The organism is Pseudomonas sp. LBUM1663 (assembly GCF_059695905.1).
Window position 1 is genome coordinate 6,029,717 of the sequence record NZ_CP166792.1, and the last position, 18,087, is coordinate 6,047,803.

The following is an 18,087-nucleotide window of genomic DNA, read 5'->3' on the forward strand; positions in this document are numbered from 1 at the left end:
CGGCTTGTTTTTTGCCCGCCAAGACCTTCAGTGGATAGGGTGTTATGTCCGGAAAAGCGCAACAGCAGTCTCGTATCAAAGAGTTGATCACACTTGGTCGTGAGCAGGGTTACCTGACTTACGCGGAGGTCAACGACCACCTGCCGGAGGATATTTCAGATCCGGAACAGGTGGAAGACATCATCCGCATGATCAACGACATGGGGATCAACGTATTCGAGGTTGCGCCAGATAAGGATTCCCTTATGCTGGCCGACGCCGATACTGACGAAGCCGCGGCCGAAGAGGCAGCAGCAGCGTTGGCAGCGGTCGAGACCGACATTGGTCGCACCACCGACCCAGTGCGCATGTACATGCGTGAAATGGGTACGGTAGAGCTCCTCACTCGTGAAGGCGAAATCGAAATCGCCAAACGTATTGAAGAGGGTATCCGTGAAGTGATGGGCGCAATCGCGCACTTCCCTGGCACGGTTGACCACATTCTCTCCGAGTACACTCGCGTCACCACCGAAGGTGGCCGCCTGTCCGACGTCCTGAGCGGTTATATCGACCCGGACGACGGCATTGCGCCGCCTGCTGCCGAAGTGCCGCCGCCTGTCGATCCGAAAGCCGTGAAAGCGGACGACGATACCGACGACGACGAAGCTGAAGCCAGCACCGACGACGAAGAAGAAGCCGAAAGCGGTCCGGATCCGGTCATCGCGGCACAGCGTTTTGGCGCTGTCTCCGATCAGATGGAAATCACCCGCAAGGCGCTGAAAAAGCACGGTCGTGGCAACAAGCTGGCAATCGCCGAGCTGGTGCTTCTGGCTGAGCTGTTCATGCCGATCAAACTGGTGCCGAAGCAATTCGAAGGCCTGGTCGAGCGTGTTCGCAGTGCCCTGGATCGTCTGCGTCAGCAAGAACGCGCGATCATGCAACTTTGCGTTCGTGATGCCCGCATGCCGCGTGCCGACTTCCTGCGCCAGTTCCCGGGCAACGAAGTCGACGAAAGCTGGACCGATGCACTGGCCAAAGGCAAAAGCAAATACGCTGAAGCCATTGGTCGCCTGCAACCGGACATCATTCGTTGCCAGCAGAAGCTGACCGCGTTGCAAACCGAAACCGGTTTGACGATCGCCGAGATCAAGGACATCAACCGTCGCATGTCGATCGGTGAGGCCAAGGCCCGCCGCGCGAAGAAAGAGATGGTTGAAGCGAACTTGCGTCTGGTGATCTCCATCGCCAAGAAGTACACCAACCGTGGCTTGCAGTTCCTCGATCTGATCCAGGAAGGCAACATCGGTTTGATGAAAGCGGTAGACAAGTTCGAATACCGCCGCGGCTACAAATTCTCGACTTATGCCACCTGGTGGATCCGTCAGGCGATCACTCGCTCGATCGCCGACCAGGCCCGCACCATCCGTATTCCGGTGCACATGATCGAGACGATCAACAAGCTCAACCGTATTTCCCGGCAGATGTTGCAGGAAATGGGTCGTGAACCGACCCCGGAAGAGCTGGGCGAACGCATGGAAATGCCTGAGGACAAGATCCGCAAGGTATTGAAGATCGCTAAAGAGCCGATCTCCATGGAAACCCCGATCGGTGATGACGAAGACTCCCATCTGGGTGACTTCATCGAAGACTCGACCATGCAGTCGCCAATCGATGTCGCCACTGTTGAGAGCCTTAAAGAAGCGACTCGCGAAGTGCTGTCCGGCCTCACTGCACGTGAAGCCAAGGTTCTGCGCATGCGCTTCGGTATCGACATGAATACCGACCACACCCTCGAGGAGGTTGGTAAGCAGTTCGACGTGACCCGTGAACGGATTCGTCAAATCGAAGCCAAGGCGCTGCGCAAGCTGCGCCACCCGACGAGAAGCGAGCATCTGCGCTCCTTCCTCGACGAGTGATCACAAAACCCCCGGCCCAGGCCGGGGGTTTTGCTTTATACAGATTAAATCCCCCGCACGTCCCTCCCGCCGAATTGCCCGTCTACACTCGAAACATTCCCCCGAGCCATAACGAGACCGTTATGCCCAGACTGCCGACCGTGCTTTTTTTGCTGTCGCTGATGACCTGGACCGCAACGGCTGGCGCGCTGACTCTGACCGACGAAGAACGTAGCTGGCTGGCAGCTCACCCGGACTTGCGCCTGGGTGTGGATGCGTCCTGGCCGCCGTTTGAGTTTCGTGATGACCAGGGCCGCTATCAGGGCCTCGCGGCGGACTACATCAACGTGATTCGTCAACGGCTGGCCGTCAAACTGACGCCCATCGAACCGATCAGTTGGACCGAGGTCTTGCAGCAGGCCAAGCAAGGCAAGCTGGACGTCCTGCCGGGCATCATGTCGACCCCGGAGCGCCAGTCGTTCCTGTCATTCACTCGTCCCTACCTGGACTTTCCGATTGTCATCCTCGCCCATGTCGGAGGACCCCAACCGCGCAAGCTCGAAGAGCTCTACGGGCTGAAGATCGCCGTCGTGGAAAACTATGCCCCCCATGAACTGTTGCGCACGCACCACCCCGACCTGAATCTGGTGGCGATGCCCAATGTCAGCTCGGCCTTGCAGGCGTTGGCCACCGATGAAGTGGACGCGGTCGTGGGCGATCTCGCTTCCAGTGTCTGGAGCCTGCGTCAGCTCAAGCTCGACGGCCTGTATGTCAGCGGCGAAACGCCCTATCGCTATCAATTGGCGATGGCCGTGCCCCCCGACAACAAGATTCTGGTCGGGATTCTGGACAAAGTCCTGGCGGACATGAGCTCAAGTGAAATCAGCGCCATTCAGGAACACTGGGTCGGTAATGTCCTGGATCATCGAACCTTCTGGTCGGATTTGCTGGTTTACGGGCTGCCCGGACTGCTGTTTCTGATGATCATGCTGGCCGTGGTCATCCGGATTAACCGCCGGTTGAGTTCGGAAATTGCCCGACGGGTCGACCTCGAACAAGAACTACGCAGCAGCGAATACCATTACCGCGGCCTGGTGGAGAGCCTTTCCGCGATTGCCTGGGAAGCGCGGATCAGCGATTTCACCTACAGCTATGTGTCACCGCATGCCGAAGAACTCTTGGGCTATCCCCTGTCGCACTGGCTGATTCCGGGCTTCTGGCGCAACATCATTCACCCTGCGGATCTGACCCGGGCCCAGACGTTCTGCGATCACGAAGTGCTGGCCGGGCGCGATCACAGCGTCGATTACCGGGTTATCACCGCCGATGGCCGCTGTCTGTGGGTACGCGATATTGTCAGTCTGATCGAGCACGGGCATGAGCCGGTGATGCGCGGATTGATGATCGACATCAGCGACGCCAAGCGCACTGAAGAGGCGCTAAGCCTTTCCGAGCAAAAATTCGCCTCCGTGTTTCAGCAATGCCCGGACATCCTGGTGATTGCGCGGCTTTCCGATGGCTGCCTGCTGGAGGTCAACAACGCGTTCGAGGAACAAATTGGTCTCAAGGCCGAAGACGTCATTGGCCAGACCGCCACCGACCTGAATATCTGGGGCATTCCCGGCGTGGGTCCGGGTTTGCTGCAGCGCCTGCAAGCCGGCAGCATCCGCAACCTGGAGATGCCCTTTCGCCGCAACAATGGCCAAGTGTTTACCGGCCTGATTTCCGCCGAGCCGTTTGACCTCGACACGACTCCTGCGCTGGTCGTCGTGGTGCGCGATATCAGTCAGCTCAAGGAAACCCAGCAACAACTGCAAACCTCCGAAGAAAAATTCGCCAAGGCCTTCCACGCCTCACCCGACGGCTTGTTGCTGTCGCGGCAGAGCGACGGGTTGCTGATGGAGGTCAATGAGGGTTTCAGCCGCATCACCGGCTTCAACAGCGCGATGTCCGTGGATCGCTCAGCCCTGGAGCTGGGGATATGGGTCAATCTCAACGAACGGAAACAGATGCTCGACTTGCTGCACCGGGATGGCTTCGTTCGCGACTTCAGTTGCCACATCCGCCGCAGTGACGGGCAGATCCGCCTTTGCGAGGTTTCAAGCCGTCCGCTGCCCATCGGCGACGAAGACTGCATGCTGACGATTGCCCGGGACATCACCGAGCGGCACCTGATGCAGGAGAAACTGCAACAGGCCGCCACGGTGTTCGAGAGCACCGCCGAGGGCGTGTTGATCACCGACACCCAACAGCACATCAGCGCGGTCAACCGAGCGTTCACCGAGATCACCGGTTACAGCGAGAGCGAAGCACTCGGCCACACCCCTCGCCTGCTCGCCTCGGGCCTCCACGACAGCGCCTTCTATGCAGCGATGTGGCATCAGTTGACCGACGAAGGTCACTGGCAAGGCGAGATTTCCAACCGACGCAAGAATGGCGAGCTCTACCCGAGTTGGCTGACCATAAGCGCCGTGCGTAACCGGGAAAAATTCATCACCCACTTCGTGGCGGTGTTCGCGGACATTTCCAGCCTCAAGCACGCGCAGGCCAAACTCGACTACCAGGCGCACCACGATCCGCTGACCGGCCTGCCAAACCGCACGCTGTTCGAGAGCCGACTGCTGACCGCACTCAATACCCAACAGGAAAACGGTGGCCAGGGCGCGGTGCTGTTCCTCGACCTGGACCGCTTCAAACACATCAACGACAGCCTTGGCCACCCGGTGGGCGACCTGCTGCTCAAAGGCATCGCCGTGCGCCTCAAAGAGCAGCTGCGCGATATCGATACCGTTGCGCGCCTGGGGGGTGACGAATTCATCATCCTGCTGCCCGGCCTGCAACAATCCAGCGATGCCGACAACATTGCCACCAAGCTGCTCAATTGCTTCGCCGCCCCTTTCCAGGCCGGCGAGCACGAGTTTTTCATCAGCGCCAGCATCGGCACCAGCCTGTACCCCAAGGACGGCTGCGACGTCGCCACGCTGGTCAAAAACGCCGATGCGGCGATGTATCGTTCCAAGGCCAAGGGCCGTAACCGGGTGGAAAGCTACACCCGCGACCTCACGGCCCAGGCCAGCGAGCGCGTGGCGCTGGAACACGAACTGCGACGCGCCATCGAGCGCAACGAGCTGTTTCTCTGCTACCAACCGAAAATCAGCCTCGCCGACCATCGACTGGTCGGCGCCGAAGCGCTCATTCGCTGGCATCACCCGACCTTCGGTGCGGTGCCGCCGGAACACTTCATTCCCTTGGCGGAAGAAAACGGCATGATCCTGCAGATCGGCGACTGGGTACTGGAGACAGCCTGCCGGCAGATGTACGAGTGGAATCAGGTCTATGAGTGCCTCGGCCCCCTGTCGGTCAACCTCGCGGGCGCTCAACTGCGCCAGCCGAACCTGCTCGGACGGATCGAGCAACTGCTCAAGGACAACGGCCTGGCGCCCGGTTTTCTGCAACTGGAAATTACCGAAAACTTCATCATGAGCCAGGCCGAAGAAGCACTGGCGGTGCTGCACCAACTCAAACACCTGGGCGTGCAATTGGCCATCGACGACTTCGGAACCGGCTACTCGTCCCTGAGTTACCTCAAGCGTCTGCCGCTGGACATCCTCAAGATCGACCAGTCCTTCGTCCGCGGCCTGCCTGACGATCCGCACGATGCGGCCATTGTTCGCGCCATCATCGCGTTGGGCCGCAGCATGCAATTCACCATCATTGCGGAGGGCGTCGAGACCCTGGCGCAGCAACAATTTCTGGCCGAAGAAGGCTGTGAACAGATCCAGGGCTACATCGTCAGCCTGCCCCTCCCCCCCGACGAATTCGCCGCGACGTTTCTTCGTATAGCCGTATCGGATTTTTCGGATAGCACAGCCGAGAAACCATCGCTATAATCCGCGGCCTACTGAGGGCCTATAGCTCAGTTGGTTAGAGCAGAGGACTCATAATCCTTTGGTCCACGGTTCAAATCCGTGTGGGCCCACCAAACAAGAAAGCCGCGCTGATGCGCGGCTTTTTCGTATCTGGTCGACCACCGCTAACGATCCTGTGGCCCAAGGACACAATTTAGGATTCTAAGAACTCTTGAACGTATCGAATATTTTGATGCAGACAAAAAATAAAAAGCATCGACGCGTCTGGCGAAAGTTTGAATCTTGAGCCAGTCTCAATAAGACCAGACACTCAACACCGGAATCGCCCGCACCAACCCCATCCGCTCAAGCCCCTCCCTTGTCAAAACACCCTCATACGTATCCGCCGCCCTGCCCCATTGCTCCACGATACCCATGCCATCAACCAATGCCTCGCCCAAGCCGGTAATCGTATCCGCCAACTCCTCAACGATTGTTTGAGTCCGCAACCACAAGCGATCCGTAATCTCTTTCAGCTCAGCCGCTACCCGGTCAGCCGAAGCCGGATCCGTCTCGGGGTAGGCAATGTTGCGCAGCAGGTGTCGTAATTCCCTAATTTTTGCGTAGTCCTGCTCCGCCCCAAGCTCTCCCTTCAGGATGGAGGTCGCTTTCGGCTGATCGACGCGTTTGCCGGGTGAACGTTTTGACGTTAATGACTGCGCCATAGCGCCGGCAAAGAGGACCATCATCCGGGCTTCCAGATGCTCCTTCATGGCTTCAATCGACGAAACTGAACGCGCCAAGGTAATGGAGGCGCCCGCTTGATGCCTCAAATCCATGGTGACCGTCAGACTCACGCCGCCCGTTTCAAACCCCAGGGCCCGTGCAACGACGTAGTGACCCATTTCGTGATTGGCAATCTGCACTGCGCGATCCCGTACAGCGGGAGGCATCTTTTTCGTCATTATGATCACCTCGCATCCCTCGATTTCGCATTCGACTACGACTGACTCTGTGTGTCCATCCTATGGACTAGATACCCGGCCAAAGCCCGCCATGGCACAGTACAGAAGCCAGATCCCACCTCCGCCGCGCCAGCCGTGCTGTAACATGCCAAGCCACTGATTTGTGTTGCCGGAGACGACCCTTGCCTGACATCCGCCCACCCGTTCTTGACGAAATCGACCGCCAACTGATCGCGGCCTTGCAGATCAATGCCCGTGAAAGCGTGGCCATGCTCGCTCGCCAGTTGGGGATCGCACGGACCACGGTGACTTCTCGTCTGGCACGGCTGGAAAAGGCCAAAGTCATCACCGGCTACGGCGTGCGTTTGGGGCAGCGGGTAGTGGACGGCGGATTGCAGGCTTACGTCGGGATCACGGTGCAACCGCGCTCGGGCAAGGAAGTGCTGCGTCGGCTCAGCGCCATGGCCCAGGTGCAGCAGTTGTGTGCGGTGAGTGGTGAATTTGATTACGTGGCGTGGTTGCGCACGGAATCGCCGGAGCAGCTGGATCAGTTGCTGGATCAGATTGGCAGTGTGGATGGGGTGGAGAAGACGACGACGTCGATCATCTTGAGTAGCAAGATTGATCGGGGCCAGCCGGTTTGATTTGGAGCGTCTTTGAGGGCCTCATCGCGAGCAGGTTAGCTCCCGCATTGGGCAGTGTGTAGCAATAGATCGTCATATTGATTAAGTAACTGGCAAAACGACGACACATTGCGTCTTATTAACGTGTTCTACGCTCTCTAGAATGGCTGCCATCTTTTCCTATACTCAGATGCGCATTCCGCGTCGGGTCGCCAGTAAGGTCAGTCATGAACAAGAACAATCGCCATCCTGCAGACGGTAAAAAACCAGTCACCATTTTCGGCCCGGACTTTCCTTTCGGCTTTGACGACTGGATCGAACACCCGGCCGGCCTGGGCAGCATTCCTGCGCACAACCATGGTGCCGAAGTGGCGATTGTCGGCGCGGGGATTGCCGGTCTGGTGGCGGCTTACGAGTTGATGAAACTGGGCCTCAAACCCGTCGTCTACGAAGCCTCTAAAATGGGTGGCCGCCTGCGTTCCCAGGCGTTCAACGGCGCCGAGGGGATCATCGCCGAGCTCGGCGGCATGCGTTTCCCGGTGTCGTCCACCGCGTTCTACCACTACGTCGACAAGCTGGGCCTTGAGACCAAGCCCTTCCCGAACCCGCTGACACCCGCTTCGGGCAGCACCGTGATCGACATCGAAGGCAAAACCCATTACGCACAGAAACTGGCGGATCTTCCTGCACTGTTTCAGGAAGTGGCTGACGCCTGGGCGGACGCACTGGAAGCCGGTTCGCAGTTCGCAGATATCCAGCAAGCCATCCGCGACCGCGATGTGCCACGCCTCAAAGAGCTGTGGAACACCCTCGTCCCGCTGTGGGATGACCGCACCTTTTACGACTTCGTCGCCACCTCCAAAGCGTTCGCCAAGCTGTCGTTCCATCACCGCGAAGTGTTCGGCCAGGTCGGTTTCGGCACCGGCGGCTGGGACTCGGACTTCCCGAACTCGATGCTGGAAATCTTCCGCGTGGTAATGACCAACTGCGACGATCACCAGCACTTGGTGGTCGGCGGCGTAGAACAGGTGCCGCTGGGCATCTGGCGTCACGTGCCGGAACGTTGCGTGCACTGGCCTGAAGGCACCAGCCTCAGCTCGTTGCATCGGGGCGCGCCACGCTCCGGCGTGAAAAAGATCGCCCATGCGGCGGACGGTCGTTTCGCGGTCACCGACATCTACGGCGACACCCGCGAATACGCGGCGGTACTCACCACTTGCCAGAGCTGGCTGCTGACCACCCAGATCGAATGCGACGAAAGCCTGTTCTCGCAAAAGATGTGGATGGCTCTGGACCGCACGCGCTACATGCAGTCGTCGAAAACCTTCGTGATGGTCGACCGGCCATTCTGGAAGGACAAGGACCCGGAAACCGGCCGCGACCTGATGAGCATGACCCTCACCGATCGCCTGACCCGCGGCACCTACCTCTTCGACAACGGTGATGACAAGCCGGGCGTGATTTGCCTGTCGTACTCGTGGATGAGCGACGCGCTGAAAATGCTCCCGCACCCAGTGGAAAAACGCGTGAAACTGGCGTTGGACGCATTGAAAAAGATCTACCCGAAAGTCGACATCGCCGCGCGCATCATCGGCGATCCGATCACCGTGTCGTGGGAAGCCGACCCGCACTTCCTCGGCGCGTTCAAAGGCGCCCTGCCCGGCCACTACCGCTATAACCAGCGGATGTACGCGCACTTCATGCAGGACGACATGCCGGCCGAGCAGCGCGGGATATTCATCGCAGGCGACGACGTTTCGTGGACGCCGGCGTGGGTCGAAGGCGCGGTGCAGACCTCGCTCAATGCGGTCTGGGGCATCATGAAACACTTCGGCGGTGAAACTCACGCCGATAACCCGGGTCCAGGTGATGTGTTCAACGAGATCGGCCCGATCGCCCTGCCCGAGTAAGAGGAATCCCAAATGCGCGTAGCCCTTTACCAATGTCCACCGCTGCCCCTGGATGTCGCCGGCAACCTGCAGCGCCTGCATCAACTGGCGCTGGAGGCCAAGGGCGCAGACTTGCTGGTGCTGCCGGAGATGTTCCTGACCGGCTACAACATCGGCCTCGATGCGGTCAGCGTGCTGGCGGAGGTGCACAACGGTGAATCGGCGCAGCAGATCGCGCGCATTGCCAAGACCGCCGGGATCGCCATTTTGTATGGCTATCCCGAGCGCACCGAGGACGGGCAGATTTACAACGCCGTGCAGTTGATCGACGCCAACGGTGAGCGCCTGTGCAACTACCGCAAGACTCACCTGTTCGGCGACCTCGATCACTCGATGTTCAGCGCCGGGCAAGATGATTTCCCCTTGGTGGAACTCAACGGCTGGAAGCTCGGCTTTTTGATCTGCTACGACCTGGAATTCCCGGAAAACGCCCGGCGCCTGGCCCTGGCCGGCGCCGAGCTGATCCTGGTGCCGACGGCGAACATGATTCCCTTCGACTTCGTCGCCGACGTCACCGTTCGTTCCCGCGCCTTCGAAAACCAGTGTTATGTGGCGTATGCCAACTACTGCGGGCAGGAAGGCGAGATCAACTACTGCGGCCAGAGCAGCATCGCCGCACCGGATGGCAGCCGCATCGCCCAGGCGGGCCTGGATGAAGCGCTGATTGTCGGTGAGCTGGATCGTCAGTTGATGGTCGATTCCCGCGCCGCCAATCGATACTTGATCGATCGCCGTCCTGAGCTTTACGGCGACCTTAACAAGCGCTGATCTGTCGTTATCCGCTAGCATTAGCGCTTCTCTGTTCTGGAAGTGCTCATGCCTGCGCTGAATCACCCTCGCCCCCACACTGAAACCCTGACCAACGGCCTGCGGGTGACGCTGCGTCATGCTCCCTATTTGAAGCGCTGCGCTGCTGGGTTGCGGGTTTTCGCGGGCAGTCATGACGTGCCGCTGGCATGGCCCGGCCTGGCGCATTTTCTTGAGCATTTGTTGTTTCTGGGGACGGAGCGCTTTCCCGCTGGCCAAGGGCTGATGGCCTACGTACAAGGTCACGGCGGCCAGGTGAATGCGCGCACCAGCGAACGCACGACCGACTTCTTTTTCGAGCTGCCGCCTCAGGCGTTTAGCGGTGGGATGGAGCGTCTGTCAGACATGCTCGCTCATCCGCGTATGAGTCCGGACGATCAGCGGCGGGAACGGGAAGTGCTGCATGCAGAATTTGTCGCCTGGTCTCGGGATGAGGGGGCGCAACAGCAGCTGGCGCTGTTCGATGGGCTTTCGCCCCGTCATCCGTTGCGCGGCTTTCATGCCGGTAATCGCGACAGCCTGCCAGTGCAGCAAGCGGATTTTCAGCAAACGCTAAAGGACTTCCATCAGCAGTTTTATCGGACCGGGCAGATGACGCTGAGCCTGGTCGGGCCGCAAAGCATTGAAGAACTGAAAGACATGGCGCTGAGTTTCGGCGCGGTGATTCCTGCTGGAGCAAACGTCCCGCAAGTGGCCCCTGTGCCGCTGATGGCATCTACTGAGTCAAGTTATCAACAGGTGAATGAACGTAGGCTCGACCTGCTGTTTGCTTTCGAATCGCTACTCCCTTCGTCGGCCGAAGCGTTGGCGTTCCTGTGCCATGGGTTGAACGCCGCAAAACCCGGTGGTCTGTTGGCTCAATTACGTTCGCGCGGTTTGGCCGAGCATCTGAACGCCAAGCCGCTGTATCAGTTTGCGGGGCAAGCCGTGCTGCACATCCAACTCACCACGACTGCACCCGCGAACATAATTCGCGAGAAGCTCCTGGATTGGCTGGGCTTTTTTGCCTCTCGGCAAGACTGGACCCATTTGCGCGAAGAGTACGCCGCCATGCTTGAGCGCCAGCAACAGGTCAGCCATGCACTGCAACTGGCCCGACTCGACAGCGAACAGCTTGAAACCGGGTTATCCGAGCAAGGCGTTGTCGCGCTCAAAGACATCCTGGAGAAAATCGGCGCTGTGGATAACTTCAGCGATGAATGGCACCTGCCGCCATCGAATCCGTTCTTGCGCGTCGAAGCGCCGCCCCAAAATGCCGGACTGATTCGCGGGCAAACCAGCAAGCACCGTGGCCTGCGAACATTCGCACAGGATCGTTCGCGCAGCCGTCGCGAAAACTCGCCAATGCAATTCAGCCAGGCCTTGCCGGATAACACAGCGCAAGGCGCGATTTATCTGCGCTGGCGGCTCGAGTTCAAACCTCATACCCGCCTTCAATACCATCTGGAAAACCGCCTGCAGTTGTTGCGCGAGGATGCACGTCAGGCCGGCGTTGACGTGTCTTTCAGCGCCTCAGGCAATGAATGGCTGCTGAAGATGACGGGGCTGCAGGAGCCGATGCCGACCGTTCTCGAACATGTGCTGAAAGAACTGACGACGCCTGACTGTGGCTTCTCACAGGAAGAGCCGGACGGCCCTGCGCTGATACCGATTAAACAACTACTCAAGGCGCTGCCCGATCTTTGCCTTGAGCATGTGTCTGTCTGCGATGACTTGCAGCCGCTGTGGTCGAGTGCGCGCTGGGAAGGTTTGGCCATCGGCCTGTCGGCACAGACTCAAGCGGCGATGGGGCTGGCCCTGAGCCGAGTGCCCGGCGCAGCGGACAGCCAACCGTCCCCGCCGTCCTCGATCAACTCACAGCGCCTGTGGACAACGCTCGACATAGAATCCAGCGAACACGCGCTGCTGTTGTTCTGTCCGACGGCTACCCAGGACATCTCCGACGAAGCCACCTGGCGCCTGTTGGCGCTTGTGTGTCAGACGCCGATCTATCAGCGCCTGCGTGTGGAGCTGCAGTTGGGTTATGCGGTGTTCAGCGCCCTGCGCCAGATCCATGGCCAGACCGGGATCCTGCTTGGCGTGCAGTCGCCGGGCTCCGCGCCTTTGCAGTTGCTGGAACACATGGAACGCTTCATAAGCGACCTGCCCGGTTTGATCGACGGCATCGACGAAGCGGTGTTCATCGCTCAGCGCCGGGCATTGGCCGATCAATTCGAAATGGACGCGCTCCCCCTCTTTCAAGCAGCCGAGCTGCTTTGGCAGGCCAAACAAGCTGGCCACTCGTCGGATTATCTGACGCAGCTGCCCTTGTCGATTCTGGCCATCGAGCCCCCCGACCTGCTCATCGCCGCCCATCGGCTAAAGAACGCCGAAGGTGGCTGGCGGTGCCTGGCCAGCAGTTCGGAACAGAAGGAGCCTTGGCAAGTGACAAAATGATCATTACCGACGCTGCAATTAGCTTTCTCAAAGATTCGCGGCCAATCGCTCTGTAATTTTGAGTAACATAGCCACCTAACTATCTGAACATCTCCGGCTGGAGGTGGACTATATGTATAGGTCTCAACTGTCTTATCACCTGAAGGAGCGCTCCCATGTCCTGGTCCAAACCTGCTTACACCGACCTGCGTATCGGCTTTGAAGTCACCATGTACTTCGCAAGCCGCTAAGGTTGTATCGAAAGGCAACGCCTCGGTTTACCGGGGCGTTTTTATTTTCAGCGTTGAAATGATGGAGCGCCCATGTTTGTCCAGATTCTAGGTTCCGCCGCCGGCGGCGGTTTCCCCCAGTGGAACTGCAACTGCGTGAACTGCGCAGGTTTTCGCAACGGCAGCCTGAACGCCAAGGCGCGTACCCAGTCGTCCATCGCGATATCCGATGACGGCGTGAACTGGATCCTGTGCAACGCCTCACCGGACATTCGTGCCCAACTCCAGAGCTACACCCCGATGCAACCGGGCCGTGCCCTGCGCGATACCGGCATCAGCGCGATCATCCTGATGGACAGCCAGATCGACCACACCACCGGCCTGCTCAGCCTGCGCGAAGGTTGCCCGCACCAGGTCTGGTGCACCGACATGGTCCACGAAGACCTGAGCACCGGGTTCCCGCTGTTCAACATGCTCAAGCACTGGAATGGCGGGCTGAACTGGAACCGCATCGAACTCGACCGCAGCTTCACCATCCCGGCCTGCCCGAGCCTGCGCTTCACCCCGCTGCCCCTGCGCAGCGCCGCGCCGCCCTACTCGCCGCACCGCTTCGACCCGCACCCGGGCGACAACATCGGCCTGATCGTCGAAGACCTGAAAACCGGCGGCAAGCTGTTCTATGCGCCAGGCCTGGGCAAAGTCGATGCGCCGCTGCTGGAAATCATGGCCGGCAGCGATTGCCTGCTGGTGGACGGCACGATGTGGGATGACGACGAAATGCAGCGCCGTGGCGTCGGCACGCGCACCGGACGGGAGATGGGGCATCTGGCGCAAAACGGCCCCGGCGGCATGCTCGAAGTGCTGGAACAGTTGCCCAAGCAGCGCAAGGTACTTATCCACATCAACAACACCAACCCGATTCTTGATGAGGATTCGCCGGAGCGGGCGGAGCTGGTTCGGCGCAAGGTTGAAGTGGCGTATGACGGCATGAGTATTGTGTTGTAGGGCATCGAGACCGCTGTGCGGCCTCATCGCCAGCAGGCTGGCTCCCACAGGGGAATGCGATCAACTGTGGGAGCCAGCCTGCTGGCGATGAGGCCGGTCCAGACACCAAAGAACCCACCGGTTTTACCCGGAGAACCGCAATGACTGACACCCCCATGTCCCCCGCCGAATTCGAAGCGGCCCTGCGCGCCAAGGGCGCCTATTACCACATCTATCACCCGTACCACGTGGCGATGTATGAAGGCCGGGCGACCCGCGAGCAGATCCAGGGTTGGGTCGCCAACCGTTTCTACTATCAGGTGAACATTCCCCTGAAGGACGCCGCCATCCTCGCCAACTGCCCGGACCGCGAGATCCGTCGCGAGTGGATTCAGCGCCTGCTGGATCACGATGGTGCCCCCGGCGAAGACGGCGGCATCGAAGCCTGGTTGCGTCTGGGCCAGGCCGTCGGCCTCGACCCGGATCAACTGCGCTCGCAGGAACTGGTATTGCCTGGCGTACGCTTCGCCGTGGACGCCTACGTCAACTTCGCCCGCCGGGCCAGTTGGCAGGAAGCCGCCAGCAGCTCGCTGACCGAGTTGTTCGCGCCGCAGATCCACCAATCGCGCCTGGACAGCTGGCCGCAGCATTACCCGTGGATCGACCCGACCGGCTACGAGTATTTCCGCACGCGCCTGGGTCAGGCACGCCGGGATGTCGAGCACGGTCTGGCCATCACCTTGCAGCACTACACGACGCGTGAAGGCCAGGCGCGCATGCTGGAAATTCTCCAGTTCAAACTGGACATCCTTTGGAGCATGCTCGATGCCATGAGCATGGCCTACGAACTGAACCGCCCGCCGTTTCACAGCGTGACCGACCAGCGGGTCTGGCATAAAGGAATCACCTTATGAGTTTCGATCGCAGCAAGACCCCGACGTGGCGTCAGGGCTACCGCTATCAGTACGAACCGGCGCAGAAAGGTCATGTGCTGCTCTACCCGGAAGGCATGATCAAGCTCAATGAAAGCGCCGCGCTGATCGGCGGATTGATCGACGGCGAACGTGACGTAGCGGCGATCATTGCCGAACTGGACGCGAAGTTCCCCGGCGTGCCCGAGCTCGCTGAGGACATCGAACAGTTCATGGAGGTCGCCCGTGCTCAGCACTGGATCGAACTTGCCTGATTCCGTGTCAGGCACGTTACCGCCCAAACCTGAAATCGGCTTGCCGCTGTGGCTGCTGGCCGAGCTGACCTATCGGTGCCCGCTGCAATGCCCGTACTGCTCCAATCCGCTGGACTTCGCCGAGCAAGGCAAAGAGTTGAGTACCGAACAGTGGATCAAAGTGTTCCGTGAAGCCCGGGAAATGGGCGCTGCGCAACTGGGCTTTTCCGGCGGTGAGCCGCTGGTGCGCCAGGACCTCGCCGAGCTGATCGCCGAGGCGCGCAAACTGGGTTTCTACACCAACCTGATCACCTCCGGCATTGGTCTCACCGAACAGAAAATCAGCGATTTCAAAAAGGCTGGCCTGGACCATATCCAGATCAGTTTTCAGGCCAGCGACGAGCAAGTGAATAACTTGCTGGCCGGGTCGAAAAAAGCCTTCGCGCAGAAGCTGGAAATGGCACGCGCGGTGAAGGCCCACGGTTATCCGATGGTGCTGAACTTCGTCACCCATCGGCACAACATCGACAAGATCGACCAGATCATCGAGCTGTGCATCGCCCTTGAGGCCGACTTCGTCGAACTCGCGACGTGCCAGTTTTACGGTTGGGCGCAGCTCAATCGGGTCGGCCTGCTGCCGACCAAAGAGCAATTGGTCCGCGCCGAACGCATCACCAACGAATACCGCGCCAAACTCGAAGCCGAAGGGCATCCGTGCAAGCTGATTTTCGTCACGCCGGACTACTACGAAGAACGCCCGAAAGCCTGCATGAACGGCTGGGGCAGCATCTTTCTGACAGTCACGCCGGACGGAACCGCACTGCCCTGTCACGGTGCCCGACAGATGCCGGTGCAATTTCCCAACGTGCGCGACCACAGCATGCAGCACATCTGGTACGACTCGTTCGGCTTCAACCGCTTTCGCGGTTACGACTGGATGCCCGAGCCGTGCCGCTCCTGCGACGAGAAAGAAAAAGACTTCGGCGGCTGCCGCTGCCAGGCGTTCATGCTCACGGGTGACGCGAGCAATGCCGACCCGGTGTGCAGTAAGTCGGAGCATCATGGCGTGATTCTCAAGGCCCGCGAAGAAGCCGAACACGCGACCCAGACCATCGAACAACTGGCCTTTCGCAATGAACGAAACTCACGCCTCATCGCTAAAAGCTGAACCCTTCAGCGCTTCCCGAGCCGTCGCGGCCGGTATCGACTTCGCTGAACTGTTGGTCGGCCAGCATGGCCTGTTCTGGAACGAATACCGCCCCGAGGATGCCGCCTGCAGGATCTGGCATTGGCGCGACGGCCAGGCCCGTTACCTGACGCCAGCCGGTTTCAGCGTGCGCAGTCGGGTATACGAATATGGCGGTGGCGCGTTTTGTCTGACGGAAGACGGGATTGTTTTCGTCAACGAAGCAGACCAGCAACTCTATCGGCAATTGCTGGCGGGCGAGACGCCTGAGGTGCTGACCTCCGGGGAATGCCGTTACGGCGATCTGCAGTTTGCCAACGGACAGGTTTTGGCGGTTGAAGAAAACCGGGATCGGCATCGTCTGGTGGCGATTGATGTGGCTGACGGCCAGCGTCATCTGCTGGCCGAAGGCGCCGATTTCTATGCCGCGCCGACGCTGAGTCCGGACTCGCAACGATTGGCGTGGATCGAATGGAGCCGCCCGGATCAGCCATGGACCGCCACTCGCTTGATGGTTGCCGAGCGCCAGAATGATGGGGGTTTTTCTCAACCGCGTTGTGTGGCGGGCGACGGCGTGCAGGAGTCACTGCAACAACCGCGTTTCGACAGCGACGGACGTCTGTTTTGCCTGACGGATCGCGGCGGCTACTGGCAGCCTTGGGCGGAATCCGCAGAGGGCCTGAGCCCGTTGCCGAGTGCCGCAGCCGATCATGGCCCGGCGCCGTGGCAGTTGGGTGGCAGCACCTGGTTGCCGATGGGTGAAGGCCGCTTTCTGGCCAGCTGGACCGAAAGCGGGTTTGGCAAACTGGGAGTCTGCGGTGACGCCGCTGAAGATTTCACCGGTGATTACAGCCGTTTTCGTCATCTCGCACTGGATGAGCAATTCATCTACTGCATCGCGGCATCACCAGTCAGTTCGTCGGCGGTGATCGCAATCGAGCGCGATACCCGCCAGGTCAAAGTCCTAGCCGGCGGGATTGCACCGCTGCCCGCCGAGCGCATCAGCGTCCCGCAAACCTTGCGTTATCCGAGCGGTTCGGGCGAGGCCCACGGCTTCTTCTATCCGGCGATGACCGGCGAGGCGAAACCGCCGCTGGTGGTGTTTATCCACGGCGGCCCGACCTCGGCCTGCTACCCGATGCTTGATCCACGCATTCAGTATTGGGCGCAACGCGGCTTCGCCGTGGCCGATCTCAACTATCGCGGCAGCAGTGGCTATGGCCGGGCGTATCGCCAGGCGCTGCATTTGAGTTGGGGTGACGTGGATGTCGAAGATGCCTGCGCGGTCGTTGCTTATCTTGCCGATCGCGGCTTGATCGACGGCGACAAGGCATTTATTCGCGGTGGCAGTGCCGGCGGTTACACCACGCTGTGTGCGTTGGCCTTTCACAACGTCTTCCGCGCGGGCGCCAGCCTTTACGGTGTCAGCGATCCCGTGGCACTGGGCCGGGCGACCCACAAGTTCGAAGGCGACTATCTGGATTGGCTGATTGGCGATCCGGTTAAGGATGCCGAACGATACGCCGCGCGCACTCCGCTGCTGCATGCGAGCAACATCAGTGTTCCGGTGATTTTCTTTCAGGGTGAACTGGACGCCGTGGTCGTGCCACAACAGACCCGCGACATGGTCACGGCGCTACAGGACAACGGCATTCTGGTTGAAGCGCATTACTACGCAGATGAACGTCATGGCTTTCGCAAGGCCGGTAACCAGGCCCATGCGCTGGAGCAGGAGTGGTTGTTTTATCGACGGGTGATCGAACTCGCAAGCTGAAACCGCGTCGCGCCCTTCGCGGGCAAGCCTCGCTCCTACAGGTACGGTGTTATCCCCGTAGGAGCGAGGCTTGCCCCGCGAAAGCGATCTATCTGACGCCGCAGAACTCAGCGCTTGGCGATGATGTACACCGCATGCACGATCCCCGGAATGTAACCGCACAACGTCAGCAAAATATTCAGCCAGAACGCGCCGGCGAAACCGACTTGCAGAAACACACCCAGTGGTGGCAACAGAATGGCAATGATGATGCGAATGAAATCCATG

The 18,087-nt window shown here is 59.8% G+C and carries 14 protein-coding genes and 1 tRNA gene; 13 read left to right on the top strand and 2 right to left on the bottom strand.

What is annotated here, in order from left to right; all coding sequences use genetic code 11:
- Nucleotides 1-44 precede the first annotated feature (44 nt).
- The 3 genes from rpoD to ACA075_RS27705 all read left to right on the top strand — a co-directional run bounded on the left by rpoD (nt 45) and on the right by ACA075_RS27705 (nt 5,856).
- Nucleotides 45-1,895 carry an RNA polymerase sigma factor RpoD gene (gene rpoD / locus ACA075_RS27695; protein WP_010467151.1) on the top strand — a complete coding sequence of 617 codons (1,851 nt, stop codon included), beginning with the start codon at nt 45-47 and terminating at the stop codon, nt 1,893-1,895.
- Nucleotides 1,896-2,017: 122 nt separating this feature from the next.
- A complete protein-coding gene (locus ACA075_RS27700) occupies nt 2,018-5,764 on the top strand; it encodes an EAL domain-containing protein (RefSeq protein WP_497296338.1) in 3,747 nt (1,248 codons plus the stop codon).
- A gap of 15 nt (nt 5,765-5,779) precedes the next feature.
- Nucleotides 5,780-5,856, top strand: a tRNA-Ile gene (locus ACA075_RS27705).
- Nucleotides 5,857-6,036: 180 nt separating this feature from the next.
- On the opposite strand, the gene ACA075_RS27710 is transcribed toward ACA075_RS27705, so the two are convergent.
- On the bottom strand, nt 6,037-6,687 hold the full coding sequence (locus ACA075_RS27710; RefSeq protein ID WP_497296339.1) for a zinc metalloprotease: 651 nt from the start codon (nt 6,685-6,687) through the stop codon (nt 6,037-6,039).
- A 182-nt stretch (nt 6,688-6,869) separates the two neighbouring features.
- On the opposite strand from ACA075_RS27710, the gene ACA075_RS27715 reads away from it, so the two are divergent.
- The 10 genes from ACA075_RS27715 (at nt 6,870) to ACA075_RS27760 (ending at nt 17,820) form a co-directional block, all read left to right on the top strand.
- Nucleotides 6,870-7,331, top strand: coding sequence for an Lrp/AsnC family transcriptional regulator (locus ACA075_RS27715; protein ID WP_162436249.1), 462 nt, complete (start codon nt 6,870-6,872; stop codon nt 7,329-7,331).
- 206 nt (nt 7,332-7,537) lie between these two features.
- Entirely contained in the window at nt 7,538-9,220 is a 1,683-nt protein-coding gene (locus ACA075_RS27720; RefSeq protein WP_497296340.1) for a flavin monoamine oxidase family protein, read from the top strand.
- Between the two features lie 12 nt (nt 9,221-9,232).
- Nucleotides 9,233-10,027 (top strand): carbon-nitrogen hydrolase family protein, encoded by a 795-nt coding sequence (locus ACA075_RS27725; RefSeq protein WP_497296341.1) that lies wholly within the window; start codon nt 9,233-9,235, stop codon nt 10,025-10,027.
- 48 nt (nt 10,028-10,075) lie between these two features.
- Entirely contained in the window at nt 10,076-12,502 is a 2,427-nt protein-coding gene (pqqF, locus tag ACA075_RS27730; RefSeq protein WP_497296342.1) for a pyrroloquinoline quinone biosynthesis protein PqqF, read from the top strand.
- 155 nt (nt 12,503-12,657) lie between these two features.
- The gene (pqqA, locus tag ACA075_RS27735) at nt 12,658-12,732 is read left to right on the top strand and encodes a pyrroloquinoline quinone precursor peptide PqqA (protein ID WP_009045898.1); all 75 of its coding nucleotides are present in this window, start codon (nt 12,658-12,660) and stop codon (nt 12,730-12,732) included.
- A 72-nt stretch (nt 12,733-12,804) separates the two neighbouring features.
- On the top strand, nt 12,805-13,716 hold the full coding sequence (gene pqqB, locus ACA075_RS27740; RefSeq protein WP_497296343.1) for a pyrroloquinoline quinone biosynthesis protein PqqB: 912 nt from the start codon (nt 12,805-12,807) through the stop codon (nt 13,714-13,716).
- A gap of 140 nt (nt 13,717-13,856) precedes the next feature.
- Nucleotides 13,857-14,609, top strand: a complete 753-nt coding sequence (pqqC, locus tag ACA075_RS27745; RefSeq protein WP_497296344.1) for a pyrroloquinoline-quinone synthase PqqC — start codon at nt 13,857-13,859, stop codon at nt 14,607-14,609.
- Nucleotides 14,606-14,881 carry a pyrroloquinoline quinone biosynthesis peptide chaperone PqqD gene (gene pqqD / locus ACA075_RS27750; protein ID WP_497296345.1) on the top strand — a complete coding sequence of 92 codons (276 nt, stop codon included), beginning with the start codon at nt 14,606-14,608 and terminating at the stop codon, nt 14,879-14,881. The genes pqqC and pqqD overlap by 4 nt, the downstream gene beginning before the upstream one ends.
- Nucleotides 14,882-14,885: 4 nt before the next feature.
- Nucleotides 14,886-16,028, top strand: a complete 1,143-nt coding sequence (gene pqqE / locus ACA075_RS27755) for a pyrroloquinoline quinone biosynthesis protein PqqE (RefSeq protein ID WP_497299344.1) — start codon at nt 14,886-14,888, stop codon at nt 16,026-16,028.
- Nucleotides 15,994-17,820 carry a S9 family peptidase gene (locus ACA075_RS27760; RefSeq protein WP_497296346.1) on the top strand — a complete coding sequence of 609 codons (1,827 nt, stop codon included), beginning with the start codon at nt 15,994-15,996 and terminating at the stop codon, nt 17,818-17,820. Before pqqE ends, ACA075_RS27760 begins: the two co-directional genes overlap by 35 nt.
- A gap of 107 nt (nt 17,821-17,927) precedes the next feature.
- On the opposite strand, the gene ACA075_RS27765 is transcribed toward ACA075_RS27760, so the two are convergent.
- Nucleotides 17,928-18,086: a YqaE/Pmp3 family membrane protein gene (locus ACA075_RS27765; RefSeq protein ID WP_007904205.1), complete on the bottom strand. Its 159-nt coding sequence runs from the start codon at nt 18,084-18,086 to the stop codon at nt 17,928-17,930.
- Between the last annotated feature and the right edge of the window lies 1 nt (nt 18,087).